This window comes from Parahoeflea halophila (assembly GCF_900220985.1).
GTDB classification, from domain to species: Bacteria; Pseudomonadota; Alphaproteobacteria; order Rhizobiales; family Rhizobiaceae; genus Hoeflea; species Hoeflea halophila.
This window is the reverse complement of record NZ_OCPC01000004.1, coordinates 77,458-98,019: the sequence shown is the minus strand read 5'-3', so window position 1 is coordinate 98,019 and position 20,562 is coordinate 77,458. Positions and strand designations below refer to the sequence as shown.

The window sequence follows — 20,562 nt, the reverse complement described above, 5'->3', positions numbered from 1 at the left end:
GGGCGATCACTCCGCGGGTTCCGCGAAAAGACCGGACGTGCCGGGTTGCGTGATTCTCACACGAACAATGTCACCGATTTTCCCGAGCTTTGCATCAACTATTACCGGCTGCAGCCAGGGTGAGCGGCCAATCAGCTGGTCAGTGTTGCGTCCGGGTTTCTCAAGCAGAAGATCGACCACTTTTCCGACACATTCGCGACCGAAGGCCCGCGTCTGCTCATTGATCAGATCCTGCAGCCGCGCCAGTCGTTCGGTCTTGACCGCTTCCTCGAGCTGGCCTTCCATATCGGCGCCGGGTGTGCCGGGACGGATCGAATACTTGAAGGTAAAGGCCGAGGCGTAGTTTACCTCGCGAACAAGCCGCATTGTGTCTTCGAAATCCTCGTCCGTCTCGCCGGGGAAGCCGACGATGAAATCGCCCGAGAGCGCAATGTCCGGGCGGGCGGCGCGGATGCGCTCGACGAGCCTAATATATTCCGCGGCCGTGTGCCGTCGGTTCATCGCCTTGAGAATCCGGTCCGAGCCGGCCTGAACCGGCAGGTGCAGATAGGGCATCAATTCGGGCAGGTCGCGATGGGCCTCGATGAGCGCATCATCCATGTCGCGCGGATGGCTGGTGGTATAACGGATGCGGTCAATGCCGCCGATGGTCGCGAGACGGCGAACCAGCTCACCCAAACCCCATTCACGGCCGTCTGCGCCCTTGCCGTGCCAAGCATTGACGTTCTGGCCGAGCAGCGTCACCTCGCGGACTCCCGCGCTTGCCAGCCGCTCCGCCTCACCGAGGATCCGGTCGACGGAACGCGATACTTCCGCGCCGCGGGTATAGGGGACGACGCAGAAGGTGCAGAACTTGTCGCAACCCTCCTGCACGGTAAGAAAGGCAGCCACGCCGCGAGCCCGGATAGCTTTCTCAGGCGTCTTTGGCAGGCCGTCGAACTTGTCCTCGGTGGGAAACTCGGTTTCGACCACACTCTCGCCCTGACGCGCCTTGGCCAGGGCTTCCGGCAGCCGGTGGTAAGTCTGCGGACCGATGACCACGTCGACCACAGGGGCGCGGCGAATGATCTCGCGGCCTTCAGCCTGGGCCACGCAACCGGCGACGGCCACCATCAGGTCACCGCCCTCGGCATTGCGCTGCTTCTTCAGCTTGGCCAGACGGCCGAGCTGCGAATAGACCTTCTCGGCAGCCTTTTCGCGGATGTGACAGGTGTTGATGAGGACCAGATCCGCTGCCTCGACCGTATCGACGGATTGATAACCGTCACGGGTCAGCGCATCGCCCATGCGTTCGCTGTCATAGACATTCATCTGGCAGCCATAGGTCTTGACGAAGACCTTCCTGGACTGTCCATCGGAGTGTGCGCCAGTTCCGTCTTGGGAATTGGCATCAGGTGTGAGGATTGCTTGTGTCATGGGGGCGCTTGTAGCGATAAAACTGCGGCTTGAAAATGGCCGTTCACCTATTGAGTTCACCGCGCAGTGCCGCGTTGAGACCTTCGCGCACACGCGCCTCAACCAGACGGGCGATGGCCTTGCGGTTGGTGGCGGCATCGAACGGCACGGCGTCGGCAAGAACAATGTCGACGTCGAGCGCGCCGTCGCGGATGACACGCAGCATGTGCGGCCCCAGCGCAACATCGCCGGGCCAGCCGGCGACCGGCCGGTGATAGCGGCCCATCGGTATGCCGTGGAAGCCGGTATAGGCGATCGAAACCGGCTGGATATACACCTTTCCCTCGGGCGCGAACGGCAAGGCAGCGCTGGCGGCGCCAAACAGCGAGGAGTTGAACGGCATCACCCGGTTGCCGTCCGATGTGGTGCCCTCGGCAAACAGCACCACCACTTCCCCCGAGACCAGCCTGGCAGACACATCGGAGATCTGGGTCCCGGTCTTGCGCCGAACCTCGCGCTCCACGAACACCGAGCGCTGAAGCCGCGCCAGCCAGCCCAGAACCGGCCAGTCACGAATTTCTGATTTGGCGACAAAGACGACATCGGCAACCGATCCGAGAACCAGAATGTCCTTCCAGGAGATGTGATTTGCCACAAGCAGCAACGGTCTGTCCCGGGACAGCTGCCCGCTGACGCGCACATTAAGCCCGATGATCCGGCACATCACCCGGTGCCACCAGCGTGGCAGCCGACGCATCACCGGATGGCCGGTGGCGAGTGCTATCAGTTGAACCGGAAGCAGCGCCAGGGTCAGGATCAGAAATGCCACGGAAACGACCGCAACGCGCAGGGCGGCGATCATGGCAGGACCGGCGAGGCTGAACAGCAGGCGGGATCCGGCATCGGGGTATTCTATTTCTTTTCGGACTTGATCGGAATGCCGTAAAGCTCGAGCCGGTGATCGACCAGCCGGAAGCCGTGCTCCCGGGCAATACGCTCCTGCAGGGCCTCGATCTCGGCTGAATGGAATTCGATCACCTGACCGGTGCGAAGATCGATGAGATGATCGTGATGCTCTTCCGGTACGGTCTCATAACGTGAGCGGCCATCGCGAAAATCATGCCGTTCGATGATGCCGATATCCTCGAACAGCTTCACCGTGCGGTAAACGGTCGACATGGAAATGCGCGGATCGACAAGAACGGCACGACGGTGCAGTTCCTCGACATCGGGATGATCATCGGCGCCATCGAGCACGCCGGCAATGATCCGGCGTTGCTCGGTCATGCGCATGCCGCGCTCGGCACATCTGTCTTCCAAGGATTTCTGCTCGTCCATCGCCGCCCCGCCAGTTCTCGTGCAGAGGATGCCGGCAATCAAAGCCGACGATCCACTGCGGACTAGCGAAGATCGCAGCGCATGACAAGCGCCGTCGTGCGCGCGCCGCCCTGCTGGGCGTAATAGGCGCTGCGTTCTCCGACCTTCGCAAAGTCGAGCTTGCGATACATCGAAACCGCGGCGGTGTTGGTTTCATCGACTTCGAGAAACATCTCCTCGGCGCCACGCCGCCTGGCTTCCTTCATAGCGCTGAGCATCAGCCGCCATCCCAGTCCGCTGCGGCGCTGCCTGGGGGAGATGCCGATGGAAAGAATCTCCGCCTCCCCTGCCGCTTCCCGCGCCAGCACGAAGCCTGCAGCCCCATCGCGGGCACGGCCCTCCGGACAAGCTAAGAAGCCGAAGACGGAGTGCTGTGAAATGAGGCTTTCGAACTCCCCGTCGCCCCAGGCGCGGGCAAAGGCTTCACCGTGGATGCGCGAAGCCGTTCGCGCGTCCTGCATTTCGATGGACAGAATCAGGCATTGCGGGGAACGCGAGAAAAAGCTGAAGGCCATCACTTCGCAGCCTGATGCGGCAGCACGAAGCCGGCCTGAGGCTTGGCGTCGGCATCGCGCAGATAGCGTGGTTCAGCCGGACTGGATGCCGGGTCGAGAGTTGCGGCCAGGCGGGCAACATCCTCGATCTCTGGCGCAACCCGTTCGCCGATGATCTGCTGAGCGAGAGCCGGATTGAGACCGGCAAGCAGAGGCGCACCGCTCCCGGTGATCAGGCAGCCGGCCTTGAGCGCCAGTGCAGACGCGGCATCGGGGGTGAATTCTGCTGCGGGGCTGATTTCTGTGCCCTCAGCATCAACCAGCATGGCCCAGACGTGATCGCGCCGGGCGTCCAGCACCGCCATGACTGATTTGCCATGCTCCGAGGCAGCAGGGAGCACGATGGCTTCGAGCGAGCCAACGCCGACCACCGGCACATCAAGCGCCAGGCCCAGGCCACGGGCAAACGCAACACCGACACGGATTCCGGCAAAGGAGCCGGGCCCAACCGTAACGCCAATACGCTTGAGTTGGGGCAGTTCAACCCCGGCTTCACCGAGCACTGACTGGACTATGGCAGGCAGTTGTTCGGCGTGGCCGCGTCCGATGTCGGGACTGGCCGCAGCAAGAAGCCTGCCCTCACCGGCTTCAAGCACAGCGACCGAACAAAACCTTGCGGAACAATCAATGGCGAGCGTCAGCACCGGGCACATCCGTTGGAACAGGCCGCACCACCAGCGCACGGCATCGTGTCCCCGAGTTTAATAGGGACAGAGACCGGCGCGGTAAAGCTCGATCGGGTCAGACGGCTTCGACTTCGCGCACTTCCGGCACAAAATGCCTGAGCAGATTCTGGATGCCGTGCTTGAGCGTTGCCGTCGAGGATGGGCAGCCGGCACAGGCGCCCTTCATGTGCAGGAATACTTTGCCGTCACGAAAGCCGCGGAAGGTGATGTCGCCGCCATCCTGGGCAACGGCTGGGCGGACCCGGGTTTCAAGCAGTTCCTTGATGGTGGCGACGATGGTTTCGTCTCCATCTTCAAAGAATTCCTCGTCTGGCATCGGTGCACTATCTCCGCCGGCGGCCATGATCGGCGCGCCAGACATGAAATGCTCCATGATGGTGCCGAGAACGGCGGGCTTGAGGTGCTGCCAGTCCGGACCATCCTTGGTGATGGTGATGAAATCGTAGCCGAAGAACACGCCGGTGACGCCAGGTATGCTGAACAGTTTGCCGGCAAGCGGCGAGACCATGGCGGCCTCTTCAGCGTCGCGGTAATCGGCGGTGCCCTGATTCATCACGACCTTACCGGGCAGAAATTTCAGGGTCGCGGGATTGGGTGTGGATTCGGTCTGGATGAACATGTCGGTCTCCATGCCGGGTGCATTGACCGGCCAGTTTAGAATTCTTCAAAACAAGATAAGCCTCGCGAGGCTCGCAATCAAGGGCTGATGCCGATCAACTCAATGCGTCGATTTCGTCATCGGTCAGCGCATCAGGGATCACCGTGACCGGGATCGGAAACGCAGCCCCCCGTCCGGCGATCGATGTCACCAGCGGCCCGGGGCCATCCTTGGCGGAGCCTGCAGCCAGCACCAGGATGGCAATGTCCTGGTCTTCCTCGATCACCGCATGGATTTCTTCGGTGGTCTTGCCCTCGCGGATGACCACCTCCGGATCGATGCCGATGATCTGCCGCATCTTTTCGCTGGCCTTGGCCAGTGTCGCCTCGGCTTCTTCCATGGCTTCGGCGCGCATGATTTCCTCGACACCGAGCCAGTGCTGGAAATCGCCGGGCTCGATGACATAGACCAGAACCAGGCCCCCGCCGGAGTTGTAAGCCCGCATGCCTGCGTAGCGCATGGCGCGTTCGCACTCGGGCGTGTCGTCGATGACTGCGAGGAACTTGCGCCGGTGGCCAGCTTCGCGGGAGCGTCTTTTCGATACCATGGGCGGGACAATGCCATCAGAGCGGGCCGTCCTGCAAGTGGGTTTTTGAGACCGCCGGGAATCCCCGGCAACCCGGCATTTTCCACCGATTTGCCGGGCCTCAAGGTATCATTCCGCTCGTTCTAGACGAAACCGATGATCTCGCGAACGTCCTTCATGGTCTTATGAGCAATCACGTTGGCGCGGGCGCTGCCATCCTTCAGAATCCCTTCGATATGCGCGGGATCATCCATCAGCCGCTTCATTTCGCCGGTGATCGGGGCGAGAACGTTGACGGCCAGTTCGACCAGGGCCGGTTTGAAGACGGAGAATTGCTGCCCGGCATATTCCTCCAGCACATCCTTGCGCGTCCGGTCGCTAAGCGCCGCGTAGATGCCGAGCAGATTCTGCGCCTCGGGGCGGCCCTCGAGCTCCTCGAGCGTTTCCGGCAGCGGAGCAGGATCGGTCTTGGCCTTGCGAATCTTCTTGGCGATGGTGTCGGCATCATCGTCGAGATTGATGCGGGAAAGATCCGACGGGTCGGACTTCGACATTTTCTTGGAACCGTCACGCAAGCTCATGACGCGCGGCGCCGGGCCCTCGATCAGCGGCTCTGTCATCGGGAAGAAGCCGGAGACCTTCTCCTCACCAACCATCATGTCGACGCCGACCCCGGCGTCGCGGATGCGGTCGGAAAAATCGATGTTGAATTTCTGGGCGATGTCGCGGGTCAGTTCGAGGTGCTGCTTCTGGTCGTCGCCGACCGGCACATGGGTGGCGCGGTAAAGCAGAATGTCGGCGGCCATCAGGCTGGGATAGGCAAGCAGGCCGAGTGAGGCATTCTCGCGGTCCTTGCCGGCCTTGTCCTTGAACTGGGTCATGCGGTTCATCCAGCCGATGCGGGCGACGCAATTGAAGATCCAGGCGAGCTCGGCATGGCCGGAAACGGCGGACTGGTTGAAAACGATGTGCTTGATCGGGTCGATGCCCGAGGCAATGAAGGCTGCTGCGATCGAGCGGGTCTGGGTCTTGAGATCGTCATGCACCAGCTGGGCCGTGATCGAGTGCATGTCGACGACGCAGAAGATGCAATCATGCTGTTCCTGCAGTGCCACGAACTTGCGGATGGCACCGAGATAGTTGCCCAGGTGAAGATTGCCGGTGGGCTGAACGCCGGAGAAAACCAGCGGCTTGAACGTGTCGGACATTGCGTGCTCCCGCCGGGCTTGTGGAGGGCCCGGATACCTCGTTGAAATCGGGCGGGGTTATGCGGCTGCAGCGAAGGCAGGTCAAGGGCCTATCCGTTGCGCAGACCTCACCTCAGACCTTTTTGCGACGTCTGAGCAAGCGGGCAAGTTCACGCCTGTCGAGCGCGCCGCTGGCAAAGGCGAAACCGAAATACACCAGCCCACCCACCAGTACGGTGACCAGCACCGACACAAGCCGGACAATCAGCGGCGCATCAAGCAGCAAATGTGGAAAGCTTGCCTCGGCCCACCACAACAGCGCACCCATCAATGCCGCACCGACAACCACAAGCACGATCCGCTTCAGGGTTATCGCTGCGGGACGGTAGAGATTGCGGCTTACAAGCTGCTGTCCGAGATAGAGCGACGAGACCCAGCCCGCCAGGCTGGTGGCCACCGCCAGGCCCATCACGCCGAGCCGCGGAAACAGGATCAGGCTGCCCGAGATATTGATGAAGACCGACAGGGCAGACGCCCAGAGCGGCGTACGCATATCTTCTCGAGCGTAGAAAACAGGGGTGAAGATTTTCATCAGAACGAAGGCCGGCAGGCCGACGGAAAAGGCCGCCAGCACCTGTGACGTGACGAGCGTCGTTTCGCGCGAAAAAGCGCCGCGCTCGAACACCAGTGCGACGATCGGTTCGGGCAACAGCGCCAGGCCGAATGCGGCCGGCACGGTGATCGCCATACCGAATTCGAGGCTGCGGTTTTGCAGATGCTGCGCTTCCTTCGCGTCGCCTGCACGCATGGCGCGGGAAAGTTCCGGCAGCAGCACCACACCAATGGCAATGCCGATGACGCCGAGCGGCAGCTGGTTGAGACGGTCGGCATAATTGATCACGGCGATGGCGCCCGCCTCGGCGGAGGCGATGATCTGGCCGACCAGCAGGTTGATCTGGGTGATGCCCCCGGTCACGGCTGCCGGCAGGGCCAGCCACAACAGGCGCTTGACGGCAGGCGTCAGCCGCGGCCGCACGAAGCCGAGATTGAAGTTTTCGCGCTTAACTGCCCAGACAAGCAGCCCGAGCTGAAGCAAGCCGGAGATAGTAACTGACCAGCCCAGCACCTTTCCGATATCGGGGGCTGCAAGGTCCAGATAACCCGCAGCCCCCAGGCCTGCGACGAGCACCACATTGAGGAGCACCGGGGCCAGGGCCGCCAAGAAATAACGACGCAGCGAGTTGAGGATGCCGGCCAGCATGGCAACCAGACTCATGGCCGCGAGATAGGGAAACATGATGCGGGCCAGAAGCACGGTGAGATCAAATTTCTCCGGATCCGCGGCGAATTTCGGTGCGATCACGGTTCCGACCAGAAATGGCATGAAGATCATCGCCAGCGCTGACAGTACGAACAACGACAGCAACAGCACCGCGAGCACCTGTTGGGCGTATTTCTGTGCAGCAAGCTGCCCGCCGCCCTCGATCTCCTTGGCGAACAGCGGCACGAAAGCCGCGTTGAAGGCGCCTTCGGCAAACAACCGGCGGAACAGGTTGGGGAAGCGGAAGGCGGCATAGAACGCATCGGCCACCGGACCGGCGCCGAGAAATGCCGCGATCATGGCCTCGCGCACGAAACCGAGAACGCGGCTTGCCATGGTGGCGCCACCGACGCTTGCGAATTTGCCAATCAGGCTCATGCCACTGTCAGCCTTGTGATGCGGAGGACTTGCTCCGCCGGGTTGAGCCTTGCGGGGCAATCATGCCTGGAGGCATCTTGTCGCGCACTTCGTCTTCTTCCTTGGCCAGCACCGCCTTGAGCCGTGCGACGATGTTGGTCTGGCGGTTCTCGTTAGTGATCTTCTGACCGACCAGGTCGCGGACATAGAAGGTGTCGACCACCTTCTCGCCGAAGGTGGTGATGTGGGCCGAGGCAATGTCGAGCGACAGGTCCGAGAGCACCGAGGCGATTTCCGACAAGAGCCCGGTACGGTCGAGACATTCGACCTCGATGACGGTAAACTTGTTGGACAAGGTGTTCGAAATCGTCACCTGCGGCTTGATGATGAAGGGCCGTTTTTTCGACTTGCCGCGGGTCTTGCGGGCGATCACCTCGGGAATATAGGCACGACCAGCCAGCACCTCCTCGATCATGCGCCCGACGGAGGCGCCGCGCCGCAACTCATCCTCGTCATCGGGCAGTTCGCGGTTGATCAGGATGGTGTCGAGCGCGCGGCCATCGGATGTGGTGAAGACCTGGGCATCGGCGATGTTGGCGCCAGCCGCGGCACAGGCGCCGGTGACAATCGACAGAAGCCGCGGATGGTCGGGTGACAGAAGCGTGATTTCGGTGATGGCGTGGAAGGCGTGGGTGCGCACCATGGTGGCGAGCGGCTTGTTCGCCGTGTCGGCCTCGCGGACGAAATTGGCGTGACGCACCTGTTCCTCGAGCGGAACAGCCAGGAGATAGGGTTCATAATGAAGCTTGAGATAGGCCTTGCGGTCCTTCTGGCTCCAGTCGGACAGCGCCTCGCCGAGCTCTTCCCGCGCATGCGCTGCGCGCTCCTTGCGGGAGACTTCCGAAAAGCCGCCCGAAAGCATCAGTTCGGTCTCGTAATAGAGCGTGCGCAGCAGTTGTCCCTTCCAGCCGTTCCAGACGCCGGGACCAACCGCGCGAATATCGCAGACCGAAAGAATCACCAGCATCTTCAGGCGTTCGAGCGTGCGCACCTTCTCGGCGAAATCCGAGATCGTCTTGCGGTCGTTGAGATCGCGGGTCTGCGCCACCATCGACATCGTCAGGTGCTCGGCAATCAGCCAGGCCACCAGTTCGGTCTGGTGGGCTGAGAGGCCGAGCCGCGGGCACAGCTTGCGGGCCACTCTGGCTCCGGCGACGGAATGATCTTCCGGGCGGCCCTTGGCGATATCGTGCAGGAAAAGCGCCACGTAAAGCACCTCGCGCTCCTCGATCCCCGGCATCAGCTTGGAGGCCAGCGGATGTTCGCGCTCGCCATCGCCCTTGTCGATGTCCGAGAGCACACCCACGGTGCGGATCAGGTGCTCGTCGACGGTGTAATGGTGATACATGTTAAACTGCATCATGGCGACGATCTTGCCGAATTCGGGAATGAAGCGACCCAGCACACCGGCCTCGTTCATGCGCCTGAGCATGATGGCAGGTTGCCGGCGCGAGGTCAGGATCGAGAGAAAAAGCCGGTTTGCCTCTTCGTTTTCGCGCAGTTCGGCATTGATCAGCCTGAGCGAGCGGGTCACCCGCTTGAGCGCGTCCGGGTGGAATTCCAGACCGCGGATATCAGCGAGATGAAACAACCGGATGATGTTGACCGGGTCGCGCTTGAAGGTGTCGGCGTCGGCCAGATTGATCCGGCCCTTGTCCTCGATGAAATCCAGCGTGCCGGGGATCTTGCGCGGCCGGCTGGCAAAGCGGCTGATGACGCCCGTGAGGCCCGGCGCCTGCTTGGCCTGCTGATCCTCAAGACCGGCGCAGAAGATGCGGGTCAGGTCGCCGACATCCTTGGCGACAAGGAAATAGTGCTTCATGAAGCGCTCGACTGCCGAAAGGCCGGGGTGATCCTGGTAACCGAGACCGGAGGCAATGTCGCGCTGGATGTCAAACGACAGCCGCTCCTCGGACTTGCCGGTGAGGAAGTGCATATGGCAGCGCACCGCCCAGAGAAAGTCCTCCGCCTTGACGAACAGGTTGAACTCGCGCTTTGACAATACGCCGAGACCGACAAGCTCGCGTGTGTCGCGGATGTGATAGAAGTATTTGGCGATCCAGAACAGCGTGTTGAGATCACGCAACCCGCCCTTGCCCTCTTTGACATTGGGCTCGACCAGATAGCGGGTGTCGCCGGCCTTGCGGTGACGTTCATCGCGCTCGGCCAGCTTGGCAGCGATGAATTCCGGACCGGTGTTCTCGACGACCTCGTTTTCGAACCGCGCACCAAGATCCCTGAACAGCTCTTTTTCGCCGCACAGAAAGCGGGCCTCGAGAATAGCCGTGCGGATTGTCATGTCGGAACGGGACAGTCGGATACACTCGTCGACATTGCGGGTAGCGTGACCAACCTTCAGCCCCATGTCCCAGAGAATGTAGAGAATCCATTCAACGACCTGTTCGGTCCAGGGCGTGTTCTTGTAGGGCAGCACGAACAGCAGATCGATGTCAGAGCCGGGCGCCAGGGTGCCGCGGCCATAGCCGCCGACGGCAGTGACAGTCATGCGCTCGGATTTCGAGGGGTTTTCCACCCGGTAGACATGGACGCTGGCATAATCATAGAGCGCCGATGTGATTTCATCCTGAAGATAGGAGATCCGCATGGCGCAGGCCGTGCCACCGCCATCGTCAAACAACATCTTGCGCGCCACGTCGCGGCCTTCGGCGTTCACCCGCTTGACCTCCGCCAGCACTGCCATGCGCGCTTCCTGGGTCGCTCCACCATGCTTGGCAGCAATGGCATTGAGCGCCTTGCGCAGTTTAGCCGGATCGACAATCTGTTGGAGATTGAGGTTGTCTTCGGCGGCATCGGGCATAAACGGGATCCTGGGTCACACTCTTCGTCAGGCCCGGGGCACGGGGCCGCGGCTGCTATAACCTGTTTCGCTGCGAAACGACAGCCGGAGCGGGCAAGAGATCCGCATTGCTCCCGGCACGACCGCTCAGGTGGCGATGCGCTCGATGAACCAGTTCGTCAGCCGGGTCCAGACCTCGTCCTTTTCCGCCGCATCCTCGACACCATGTTCAAGGTTCGGGTTGTCATTGACCTCGATGACGAAGACCCCGTCATTGGTCTCCTTGAGATCGACGCCATAAAGACCATCACCGATTGAGCAGGCGGCGCGCAGACCGGTGTCGAGCACCAGCGGCGGCACCTGCGCCAGCGAGAACGATTTGAAGCCGCCTTCCAGCGGCTTGCCGCCGGTGTCGTGCTGGACGATCTGCCAGTGCTTCTTGGCCATCAGGTACTGCACGGCAAACAGCGGCTTGCCGCCGAGAACGCCGATGCGCCAGTCAAAGCTCGTGGGCATGAACTTCTGTGCGATCAGAACTTCCGAATCATGCAGCCAGGCGCTGGCCAGCGCCTTCAACTCCGCCATCGAGGCAACCTTCTTCACGCCCCGGGAAAAGGACGAATCGGGTACTTTCAGGACCATCGGAAAGCCGAGCTGGTCAGCGGCACGCTGGAAATCTTCCGGCCCGATCAGCATCACCGTGTCCGGCACCGGAATGCCGTTAGAGGCCATCAGCTCGTCGAGATAGACCTTGTTGGTGCAGCGGATCATCGACACCGGGTCGTCGATCACCGGCATGCCTTCCTGCTGGGCGCGGCGGGCGAAACGATAGGTATGGTTGGAGATCGAGGTTGTCTCGCGAATGAACAAGGCATCGAAATTGGCCAGCCGCGGCAGATCCTTGCGAGTGATCGGCTCGACCGAGACGCCCATGCGCGCAGCGATCCGCGCCCAGTGCTTGAGACTGTCGATCGAAGATGGCGGCAGTGCCTCGTTGGCATCGACCAGGGTGGCAAAGGAATAGCGTGCCGGCGCCCGCGACTTGGCGTCTTTCCATTGCCGGGCAGTGTAGCGCGCCATGGCCTGGAACAATGTCTCACGGCCCTTCTCGTCGAGCTTGCTGAAGGGCAGCAGAGCGACCTTGGAGATCGAGACCCAGTCTCCCTGCTTCAATGTCAGTTCGAGAACGGGCGCGCGGAACCAGTCAAACAGCAGCCTGCCAAAGCGTTCGAGCCGCGGATCGATACAGGTGCCGAAAAACACCCGCAACCGCGACGGCAAAGGCTCACCCTCGGCCCCGCGGAGGCCCTTGTTGAGCGCGTCTTCCAGTTCGGGGATGGCATTCTCGTAGAGCTTGCGCGCCGACAGGTCGATGATGGTTTCGACTGACGGGATGACCCGCTGCCCGCGAGCCGCAGCCAGCAGCGAAGCATAGTAGCCGCGGCTCTGATAAGCATAGGAGCGCGACAGGTTGATGATGTTAGGCCTGGCGCCGCGAAACATTTCCGGCCGTGCGAGATAATCCCTTGTGGCAAGTACCTTGTGCTTGGTGGCGGCATGATCGAAGCCCGCCAGCGCGGTCGACAAAATGATCCAGTCAGACATGAAGCAAGTTTCCCTTGATAAGCACAGCGGCGCGCAGGCCCGAGCGGCCAAAACGGGCGATCCGGTCAAACACGGCATAGGGCACCGGAATATTGGCGGCGTCCGCGACGGTTTCCCCCACCTCGTCCTCGACCCAGGGATCATGAACGAAAATATGGCGGCCGTCATCACCGTGAGCGAGCACCCAGTGCGGCACCTTCTTGCCCATCATCAGGTAACCGCTGACCAGAATGATGGCGACATGGCCATCTGCCAGCCGGGCGCGGAGCCAGTCGAGATCGAAGGCCTCGTAATGGACCGCCGTGCCTTCGGCGGCGACACGGTTGCGAAAATCGGTCTGGGCCAGTTCCATCACCCGGCGCTTCTCCGGGTCCCGAACGGTTTCGAGGAACAGCATTTCTTCTGTGGAGCACCAGACCTCGGGTTCCAGCCCATGCTCGCGCGCGACCATGGCGAGACCGAATGGCTCGCAGCCGCCCGGGCCTGAAAGCATGAATACGGTGGTCGCCTCACGCCAGAGCCGGATTTCCCACAGCGGATCGAGGAAATTGGGCGAACGGAACCGGGCAAGCGCCATCAGCAGGCAGGCCGAACCGCAGGTGAAATCCGCGGTCTGCTCGTAGAATGGTGTCATCACATCCGGGGCTTCGGGGCCACGCAGCAGCTTTTCAAACCGCAGAGCAGCCATGCCGTCGGCATAATAGTCTGCAACCCGGCCGATGTTGCGGTAGCCGGTGGTCCTGTAGAGCGCGATTGCCGACGCATTGTCCTCGCGCACCTCGAGCCTGAGCAGGATGCGGTCATGATCCATCGCGGCCTTTTCCGCCGCGGCCAGCAGGGCCTTGCCATACCCCTTGCCCGCCTCGCCCTTGGCCACCGCCAGCGAGTAAAGACGGGCCAGCGCAGCACCAGCGCGAAACAGGATCATGGCGTAGCCGCGGATCGCTCCATCCGCCTCTATGACCAGCGTTTCGGCAGTCGGACGGTCTATCAGCGTGCGAAAGGACCGCCGCGAAATCCGGTCGCCCGGAAACACTGCGGTCTCGATCGCATCCAGTGCGTCAATGTCGGAAATGGTGGCAGGGCGTATCCGCGGTGCGGACATGAGACATCCCGGAAAAGCAAGTGATCAAAGCCATTGGCGGCCTGCCCCTGAGGCGCTCGAATCATGGCTGATTTGTGTCGATCTGTCACCGGGTCCGGGCATTATTTCGCAGCAGCCGCCATCGTTGCGAAACGGGTCCGGAGTTGATCCCGATGGCCACACTCCCCACATGCAGCTCTGCCGCCACGCGGGCCGGGCGTGTGCTGTCGCCGCCACGCTCGTCTGGCCGATATCGAAGAGGAATTCATTCATGATCATCGAAGCCGCCAGACTGAGCGGACGAAACCTGGTCTCACCGGCCTCACGTTCGGTCCTGTTCAAATCGCTCGGGCTAACAGTTCTGTTGCTGACGGGCCTCTGGTTCGGCCTGGGCGAAGCGTTTTCCGTCTTTGCCATGCCCTGGCTTGAAAACCTGCTGCCGGGATTGCCCGACTGGGCGGGATGGGCCGGTACGGTGGCAGCAATCATCGCCGGCATCGGCCTGGCGCTGGTGCTGGCGCTGTTCGTGGCGCCGGTGACGGCTGCGATGGCCGGGCTGTTTCTCGATGACATCGCCGAGGTGATCGAGACCCGTGACTATCCCGAGGAGACGCCCGGGCGGGCAATGCCGTTGATGCAGTCGATCCGGCAATCGCTGGGCTTCCTGCTGGTGGTTGGGCTCGGCAACCTGTTCGCGCTGGTGCTGCTGCTTGTCCCGGGCATCAACATCGCGGCGTTCTTCCTGGTCAACGGCTATCTTCTGGGGCGGGAATACTTCGAATTCGCCGCCATGCGGTTCATGAGCCCGGCGGATGCCAAGCGGCTGAGATCGCGCCACTCGACGACGATCTTCTTTGCCGGCCTGATCATCGCCGCCTTTCTCTCGGTGCCGCTTTTCAACCTGCTGACCCCGATGTTCGCTGCGGGCATGATGGTGCATCTGCACAAGATGATTGCGGCAAGGACGCAGGCTCGTCCTCACTGACATGGCACCCGCAAATGGTCCGATCGGCGGACTACCTGTGACAACCGCGCCTAGCCAGGGGCAGCGCGGTTCTTCCGCAGAAGCTGGATAAGAGCAATCGGGATGACGAGCAGAAGGCCAATCGCCGTTGCGGTCAGGTCCGGCGCAACCAGCAGGATGGCAGACAGCACCAGCGCGATGCGTTCATACCAGCGAAGCGGTGCAAACAACCAGTTGGACACAGCCGCTGCCAGGGCCCAGATGCCGAGCACTGCACCGCCGAAGGCGAGGAAGAACGCGGTCCAGGTGAAATTGGCGGTGACAAGAAGCAGCGCCGGCTGGAAGGCGAAGACGAAGGGTACCAGTGCCTTGCCCATCGAAAGCCTGAAAGCCGTGTTGCCTGCATTGAAGGCATTGGCATTGGCGATGCCGGCACCGGCATAGGCTGCCATTGCAACGGGCGGCGTCACATCGGCCAGCACCCCGTAGTAGAAGACGAAGAAATGCGCGACCAGCGGCTCGACGCCGAGGAGGCCGAGGATCGGCGCGGCAACCGCAACCATAATGATGTAGTTCGCGGTCGTCGGAATGCCGCACCCCATCAGGATACAGACGATACCTGTCAGGATGAGGGTGAAGAGCAGTGTCAGCGTTGGAACAGCCATCAGTTCGAAGGGCAGGAAAGCCAGCAGGCTGTGAACCGAGCCGGCCCAGTCCTGGGCAATGCCGGTGACCATGTAGGCGATCTTGAAGCCGACGCCGGTCAGCGTCACCACACCGATGACGACACCGACGAGGGCTGCGGCAGCGGTGACGGAAAGCGACTGCTTGGCGCCGAGGATGAAGCCCTCCCATACACCGTGGAAGGTGCCGCGCAGACCGGCCACGATGCCGCCTGCGCTGACCTGCTGGATCACCATGACGCCGATACAGGCCGTGATCGACCAGAAGGCGGCAGAAAAAGGCGTACGCCCGGACAACAGGATAGCCACCAGAACAATCAGTGGAACGACCGACAGCCAGCCTTCCTTCAGGACCTTGAAGGCATTGGGCAGTTCGGCGGCGGAAAGGCCGCGAAGGCCAAGCCGCCGGGCTTCCAGATGGACCTGCACCAGAACGCCGAAGAAATGCATGAAAGCGGGCACCAGGGCGGCGGTAAGAATGGTGGTCAGCGGCAGGCCCAGATACTCGATCATCAGGAACGCGACGGCTCCCATTACCGGTGGCGTGATCTGCCCGCCGGTCGAGGCCGCGGCTTCAACAGCTGCGGCGAAGTGGCGTGGATAGCCGATACGGATCATGGCGGGAATCGTCAGCGCGCCGGTGGTTACGGTGTTGGCGATCGAGGACCCCGAAATCGAGCCCAGAAGCGCGGATGACAGAACCGACACCTTGGCAGGTCCGCCGGCATAGCGGCCGGCGAGGGCGGAGGCCACGTCGATGAACAGCTGCCCCAGTCCGATCCGGGTTGCCATGACGCCGAACAGCACGAAATGGAACACATAGGTGGCAATGACGCCGAGCGCAGTGCCGTAGATGCCCTGGGATGTCAGATAAAGGTGATTGACGATGTTCGACCAACTCGCCCCCGGGTGCACGAAAATGCCGGGCATCGCCTTGCCGAAATAGGCGTAGGCAATGAACAGAAGCGCGATCACCGGCAGCGGCCAGCCCATGGAGCGGCGCACGGCTTCCAGCAGCACAAAGATCAGCACCGTTCCCATGATCACGTCGATCGGCAAAGGATTGCCGACGCGGAAGGCCAGGTCGCTGTAAATCCACGGAACATACAGAGCCGCGACCAGGCCGGCGATGCCGAGCGCCCAGTCACCAAGCGGCAGGCCGAATGGCCTCAGCGCACCCGGCTCATACTCTTTCTTGCCGAAGGCCGAAAAGCTCAGGAAAACAACAAGCAGCGTGACGCCGAGATGCATGCCGCGATGCACCGTTGCCTGCGGAATGCCGAAGCCTGCTGTGTAGTAGTGATAGCATGAGAGCACGAACAGGACAGTTGCCGTGAGGATGGTCAGAGGCCAGACCAGGACGCGGAAACGAAGCTCCGGATCGTAGGTTTCCTCGATCGCCTGCAATTCATCGGCTGTCAGATGACGGACATCTTCGGTTGCTTCCGGATTTTTCTTGTCCACGCTCATGGTCCCCACCAGGATATTGTCGCTTTAGAAACGGAGGGCCGTGCATCGACTGCACGGCCCTCCGGGGTTCGCGTTGCTTTGCAAAAGCACTGTCAGCCTTACTTGAGAAGCCCGGCTTCCTTGTAGAACTTTTCAGCGCCCGGATGCAGCGGAATGCCGACGCCGTTAAGTGCAGTGTCCGCAGTGATGGCCTTGCCCTTGGCGTGTCCGGCATCGAGCTGCTTGCGGGTGTTGTCGTTCCACAAAGCCTTGGTGATGCCGTAGATCAGGTCTTCCGGCTGATCGGCGCTGGTGACCCATTGCGCGCCAACGGCCAGGGTCTTCACGTCGTCCGCATTGCCTTCATAGGTGCCGCCCGGCACGGTGTCGGCGGCAAAGAAAGAGTATTTCTCGCAGATCGAGGGTGCTTCGTCGCAGGAGATCGGAACCAGCTTGACGTCGTGCTGGCTGGCAAGCTCGGCAATCGCGCCGGCCGGATAGCCGCCAACGAAGAAGAACGCGTCCATGGCATCGTCACGCATGCGGTCTGCGGCCTGGTCCGGCTTCAGGTATTCCGGCGTAATGTCGGCTTCCGACAGGCCGTAGCCTTCGAGAATCACGCGGGCATCGACGAGAGTGCCGGAGCCCGGCTCGTCCAGCGAAACGCGCTTGCCCTTGAGGTCGGCAACGCTGTTGATGCCGGAATCGGCGCTCGCCACGAGGTGGATGCTCTCGGGATAGAGGTTGGCGATGGCGCGCAGCTTCTCAACTGCGGGCTTGCCTTCCCAGATGCCGGTGCCGGTATAGGCCCAGGTCGCGACATCGGACTGAGCAAAACCGGATTCCAGCGTGCCGCCGGCGATCGCGTTGATGTTGGCGACCGATCCGTTGGCCGACAGTGCCGAGGCAACAAGGCCGGGCACGCCGCACGAACCACCTTCTTCGCAGGGGCGCGAACCGGGCGGGTTGGAGATCGCATTGGCGAGCAATCCGCCGATCGGGTAATAGGTGCCGGCAGTGCCGCCGGTGCCGATGCGGAAGAAGGACATGTCCTGCGCAACGGCGCTGGTGGCCAGGCCAAGCGCCAGCACGGTACCAGCGATGAATTTGTAGTGTTTCATGGATAACTCCCTATTTGCTTTTGTAATTTCCCGTCAGCTTATGTGTGTTCGCAAACGCCTGCAAGAGCCACTGTGCCGAGCGGCATTGGTGTACACGGTAAATTGCCCGCTCTGGGTTTTGCCAACGGGAACAACGATGGGCAAGTCTGGATTTAGAGCCGGAACCGTGTCCCGGCGTACTGGCGGAACAACCGGGCTCAGGACCAAAAACAGCGAAGCCCCGGCGGGTGTCGCGGGCTGATGACCTGATTCGGAGGTGCTTCCGGACCAATAATCACATGGCGACAAATGCTGGACGCTGTTCGACTTCAGACAATCTGCGTAGGCAGTTCGACCAGGGGTGCTGCCACATCGACGGTCTTTTCGGGTGACTTGCAGATGTCGGCGATGACGCAGCGTTCGCATTCGGGCTTTCGCGCCTTGCAGCAGTAGCGGCCATGGAGAATCAGCCAGTGGTGGGCGTGAAAGAGATAATCTTCCGGGATAATTCTGAGAAAGGCCGCTTCAACCTCATCGGGCGTCTTGCCGGGCGCGATCTTCAGCCGGTTTCCGATGCGGAAGACATGAGTGTCGACGGCCAACGTCGGCACGCCGAAGGCCATCGACATGACCACGTTGGCGGTCTTGCGGCCTACACCGGGCAGCGTGACCAGTTCCTTCTCCGTTTGCGGGACCTCGCCGCCGAATTCATCGACCAGCTTCTGGCTCAGCGCAATCACGTTTTTTGCCTTGTTGCGATAAAGACCGATGGTCTTGATGTAGTCGCGGACCCGGTCCTCGCCGAGCGCCAGCATCTTCTCCGGCGTATCGGCGACGGCAAAAAGCGCCCGCGTCGCCTTGTTGACGCCGGCATCGGTGGCTTGTGCCGACAGCGCCACCGCAACCACCAGGGTGAACGGGTTGACGTGCTCGAGCTCGCCCTTGGGCTCGGGCCGCTGGACCGAGAAACGGCGGAAGATCTCGCGGATCTCTTCGGGGGTATAGGGGATCTTGCGGCTGCGCGACGCAGGTTTCTTCCGGGCCGCGGGTTTGGCTCGCGCCGGCTTCCCGGCTGCTGCACTTGCAACAAGCGACATTTTGGCAGGTTTCTGGCTCTTGGGCTTTTCCATTCCTCCCCTATAATCGGGCAGGCGGGGATATGGCAAACACCTGCTGGAAGCGAGAGCAAGAATGAACGACGAACCGTTGTTTGAAGCTGTTCTGAGCCCCTACCGTTCGCTGGGGCGGGTAGGCTTCGTGGTGCTGATGGGTGTCACCACCCTGATAACCGTCATTCACATGGCAATCTTCGCCCGGGTCGGCGCGTGGCCGGTATTTGCGTTTTTCGGGCTCGACCTGGCGCTTTTGTTCGGTGCTTTCTGGCTCAGCTACCGCTCCGCGCGGGCGCGCGAGTTCATCCGCATGTCACGCACGGATCTTTCCATTCGCAAGGTTGCACCTTCCGGGCGTTCGGAAGATCACCAGTTCAATCCGTTCTGGACCCGGTTCAACATTGCCCGGCACGAGGAAATCGGTATCACCGGCATGCGCGTTTCGAGCCGTGGCCAGCAGACGGAGGTGGGCGCGTTTCTCAACCCTGAGGACAAGGAAAGCTTTGCCACCGCGTTCCAGCGGGCGCTTGCGACTGTCAAACGCTAGGGCGTTTTGTCGGGCGGCGTATTTCGGGTGGCGGCGCCTGGCGGCACGTGGTTGAGTGCGGCCATCTAATGAAGCGCAGCAGCTAAGCGGGACACCGCGCGGGGCTGCAGGGAGCCAGACCATGAATGTGACTGCACAGCTTGACCGTGACATCACGCCGCATGGCGATGATTACGATCTTGTCCGCAAGACCATTGAACGGATCTCGCTCGATTACCGGGCCCAGCCGTCGCTGGAAGAGATCGCGTCGGATATCGGCGTGGCGCCGGGGCGCCTGCAAAAGACTTTCAGCCGCTGGGCCGGACTGACACCGAAAGCGTTCCTGCAGGCGGTGACGCTGGATCACGCCCGCCGGCTGCTCGGTCATGAAGGCCTGCCGTTGCTTGATGCCAGCTATGAATTGGGGCTTTCGGGGCCGGGGCGGTTGCATGATCTTTTCGTCACCCACGAGGCGATGAGCCCCGGCGACTTCAAAAGCGGCGGGGCCGGGCTCGAGATCAGCTACGGCTTTCATCTCTCCCCGTTCGGCATCGCCGTAGTGATGGCGACGGAGCGTGGATTATGCGGGCTGGCCTTTGCCGATCCGGGCCAGGAAGCCGCCGCACTGGAAGACATGACCAGGCGCTGGCCCGGCGCCCGGGTAACACAGGATCAAGAGGCAACCGCATCCTATGTCGGCCGTGTGTTCTCACCCGAGCTATGGCGCGCCGACAGGCCCTTGCGCATTGTCCTGATCGGCACCGACTTTCAGGTGAAGGTGTGGGAGGCGCTTTTGCGCATTCCGCTGGGTACTGCGAAGACCTATTCCGATGTCGCAACGGAGATCGGCAAACCATCCGCCTCACGCGCCGTTGGCGCAGCCGTTGGACGCAACCCGATCTCGTTTGTGGTGCCGTGCCATCGGGCTCTGGGCAAGTCCGGCGCACTCACCGGCTACCACTGGGGGATCACCCGCAAGCGGGCGATGCTCGGCTGGGAGACGGGGTGTGTGCAGTCGGGTGGGGCTTAAGCGCGAAAAAAGGGGCGGTAGACCCCTTTGTCACCGGGTGACTGAAGAGCGAGCCACGGGTTTCGCCTTACCTCCGCCCCCCCGCAAGGGG

Annotated in this window: 18 protein-coding genes; 3 read left to right on the top strand and 15 right to left on the bottom strand. The window is 61.8% G+C overall.

Annotated elements, in window-relative coordinates; genetic code table 11:
- Nucleotides 1-6: 6 nt before the first annotated feature.
- From miaB to CRO46_RS13705, 12 genes are all read right to left on the bottom strand, one after another.
- Nucleotides 7-1,416, bottom strand: coding sequence for a tRNA (N6-isopentenyl adenosine(37)-C2)-methylthiotransferase MiaB (gene miaB / locus CRO46_RS13760; RefSeq protein WP_097108371.1), 1,410 nt, complete (start codon nucleotides 1,414-1,416; stop codon nucleotides 7-9).
- Nucleotides 1,417-1,459: 43 nt separating this feature from the next.
- Nucleotides 1,460-2,257, bottom strand: coding sequence for a lyso-ornithine lipid O-acyltransferase (gene olsA / locus CRO46_RS13755; RefSeq protein WP_097108370.1), 798 nt, complete (start codon nucleotides 2,255-2,257; stop codon nucleotides 1,460-1,462).
- 50 nt (nucleotides 2,258-2,307) lie between these two features.
- Nucleotides 2,308-2,733 (bottom strand): Fur family transcriptional regulator, encoded by a 426-nt coding sequence (locus CRO46_RS13750; RefSeq protein WP_097108369.1) that lies wholly within the window; start codon nucleotides 2,731-2,733, stop codon nucleotides 2,308-2,310.
- A gap of 62 nt (nucleotides 2,734-2,795) precedes the next feature.
- Nucleotides 2,796-3,287: a GNAT family N-acetyltransferase gene (locus CRO46_RS13745; RefSeq protein WP_097108368.1), complete on the bottom strand. Its 492-nt coding sequence runs from the start codon at nucleotides 3,285-3,287 to the stop codon at nucleotides 2,796-2,798.
- Nucleotides 3,287-4,009: a tRNA (adenosine(37)-N6)-threonylcarbamoyltransferase complex dimerization subunit type 1 TsaB gene (gene tsaB, locus CRO46_RS13740; protein WP_097108367.1), complete on the bottom strand. Its 723-nt coding sequence runs from the start codon at nucleotides 4,007-4,009 to the stop codon at nucleotides 3,287-3,289. The genes CRO46_RS13745 and tsaB overlap by 1 nt, the downstream gene beginning before the upstream one ends.
- 58 nt (nucleotides 4,010-4,067) lie before the next feature.
- Entirely contained in the window at nucleotides 4,068-4,631 is a 564-nt protein-coding gene (locus tag CRO46_RS13735) for a NifU family protein (RefSeq protein WP_097108678.1), read from the bottom strand.
- Between the two features lie 94 nt (nucleotides 4,632-4,725).
- The gene (locus CRO46_RS13730; protein ID WP_097108366.1) at nucleotides 4,726-5,217 is read right to left on the bottom strand and encodes a universal stress protein; all 492 of its coding nucleotides are present in this window, start codon (nucleotides 5,215-5,217) and stop codon (nucleotides 4,726-4,728) included.
- Between the two features lie 122 nt (nucleotides 5,218-5,339).
- Nucleotides 5,340-6,404 carry a tryptophan--tRNA ligase gene (gene trpS / locus CRO46_RS13725; RefSeq protein WP_097108365.1) on the bottom strand — a complete coding sequence of 355 codons (1,065 nt, stop codon included), beginning with the start codon at nucleotides 6,402-6,404 and terminating at the stop codon, nucleotides 5,340-5,342.
- Between the two features lie 112 nt (nucleotides 6,405-6,516).
- Nucleotides 6,517-8,082, bottom strand: coding sequence for a murein biosynthesis integral membrane protein MurJ (murJ, locus tag CRO46_RS13720; protein ID WP_097108364.1), 1,566 nt, complete (start codon nucleotides 8,080-8,082; stop codon nucleotides 6,517-6,519).
- A gap of 7 nt (nucleotides 8,083-8,089) precedes the next feature.
- On the bottom strand, nucleotides 8,090-10,939 hold the full coding sequence (locus tag CRO46_RS13715) for a [protein-PII] uridylyltransferase (RefSeq protein WP_097108363.1): 2,850 nt from the start codon (nucleotides 10,937-10,939) through the stop codon (nucleotides 8,090-8,092).
- Between the two features lie 126 nt (nucleotides 10,940-11,065).
- On the bottom strand, nucleotides 11,066-12,523 hold the full coding sequence (locus CRO46_RS13710; protein ID WP_097108362.1) for a RimK family protein: 1,458 nt from the start codon (nucleotides 12,521-12,523) through the stop codon (nucleotides 11,066-11,068).
- The gene (locus tag CRO46_RS13705) at nucleotides 12,516-13,628 is read right to left on the bottom strand and encodes a GNAT family N-acetyltransferase/peptidase C39 family protein (protein WP_097108361.1); all 1,113 of its coding nucleotides are present in this window, start codon (nucleotides 13,626-13,628) and stop codon (nucleotides 12,516-12,518) included. Before CRO46_RS13705 ends, CRO46_RS13710 begins: the two co-directional genes overlap by 8 nt.
- 250 nt (nucleotides 13,629-13,878) lie before the next feature.
- Between CRO46_RS13705 and CRO46_RS13700 the strand changes: the two genes are divergently transcribed.
- On the top strand, nucleotides 13,879-14,592 hold the full coding sequence (locus CRO46_RS13700) for a sulfate transporter family protein (RefSeq protein WP_097108360.1): 714 nt from the start codon (nucleotides 13,879-13,881) through the stop codon (nucleotides 14,590-14,592).
- A gap of 50 nt (nucleotides 14,593-14,642) precedes the next feature.
- On the opposite strand, the gene CRO46_RS13695 is transcribed toward CRO46_RS13700, so the two are convergent.
- The 3 genes from CRO46_RS13695 to nth form a co-directional block, all read right to left on the bottom strand.
- Nucleotides 14,643-16,724, bottom strand: a complete 2,082-nt coding sequence (locus CRO46_RS13695; protein ID WP_097108359.1) for a TRAP transporter permease — start codon at nucleotides 16,722-16,724, stop codon at nucleotides 14,643-14,645.
- A 98-nt stretch (nucleotides 16,725-16,822) separates the two neighbouring features.
- Complete coding sequence (locus tag CRO46_RS13690; protein WP_097108358.1) at nucleotides 16,823-17,824, bottom strand: TAXI family TRAP transporter solute-binding subunit; 1,002 nt, start codon at nucleotides 17,822-17,824, stop codon at nucleotides 16,823-16,825.
- 308 nt (nucleotides 17,825-18,132) lie between these two features.
- Nucleotides 18,133-18,900: an endonuclease III gene (gene nth / locus CRO46_RS13685; protein ID WP_097108677.1), complete on the bottom strand. Its 768-nt coding sequence runs from the start codon at nucleotides 18,898-18,900 to the stop codon at nucleotides 18,133-18,135.
- Nucleotides 18,901-18,994: 94 nt separating this feature from the next.
- Between nth and CRO46_RS13680 the strand changes: the two genes are divergently transcribed.
- Nucleotides 18,995-19,462 carry a DUF2244 domain-containing protein gene (locus CRO46_RS13680; protein WP_097108357.1) on the top strand — a complete coding sequence of 156 codons (468 nt, stop codon included), beginning with the start codon at nucleotides 18,995-18,997 and terminating at the stop codon, nucleotides 19,460-19,462.
- 121 nt (nucleotides 19,463-19,583) lie between these two features.
- On the top strand, nucleotides 19,584-20,471 hold the full coding sequence (locus CRO46_RS13675) for a methylated-DNA--[protein]-cysteine S-methyltransferase (protein ID WP_097108356.1): 888 nt from the start codon (nucleotides 19,584-19,586) through the stop codon (nucleotides 20,469-20,471).
- Nucleotides 20,472-20,562: the final 91 nt, after the last annotated feature.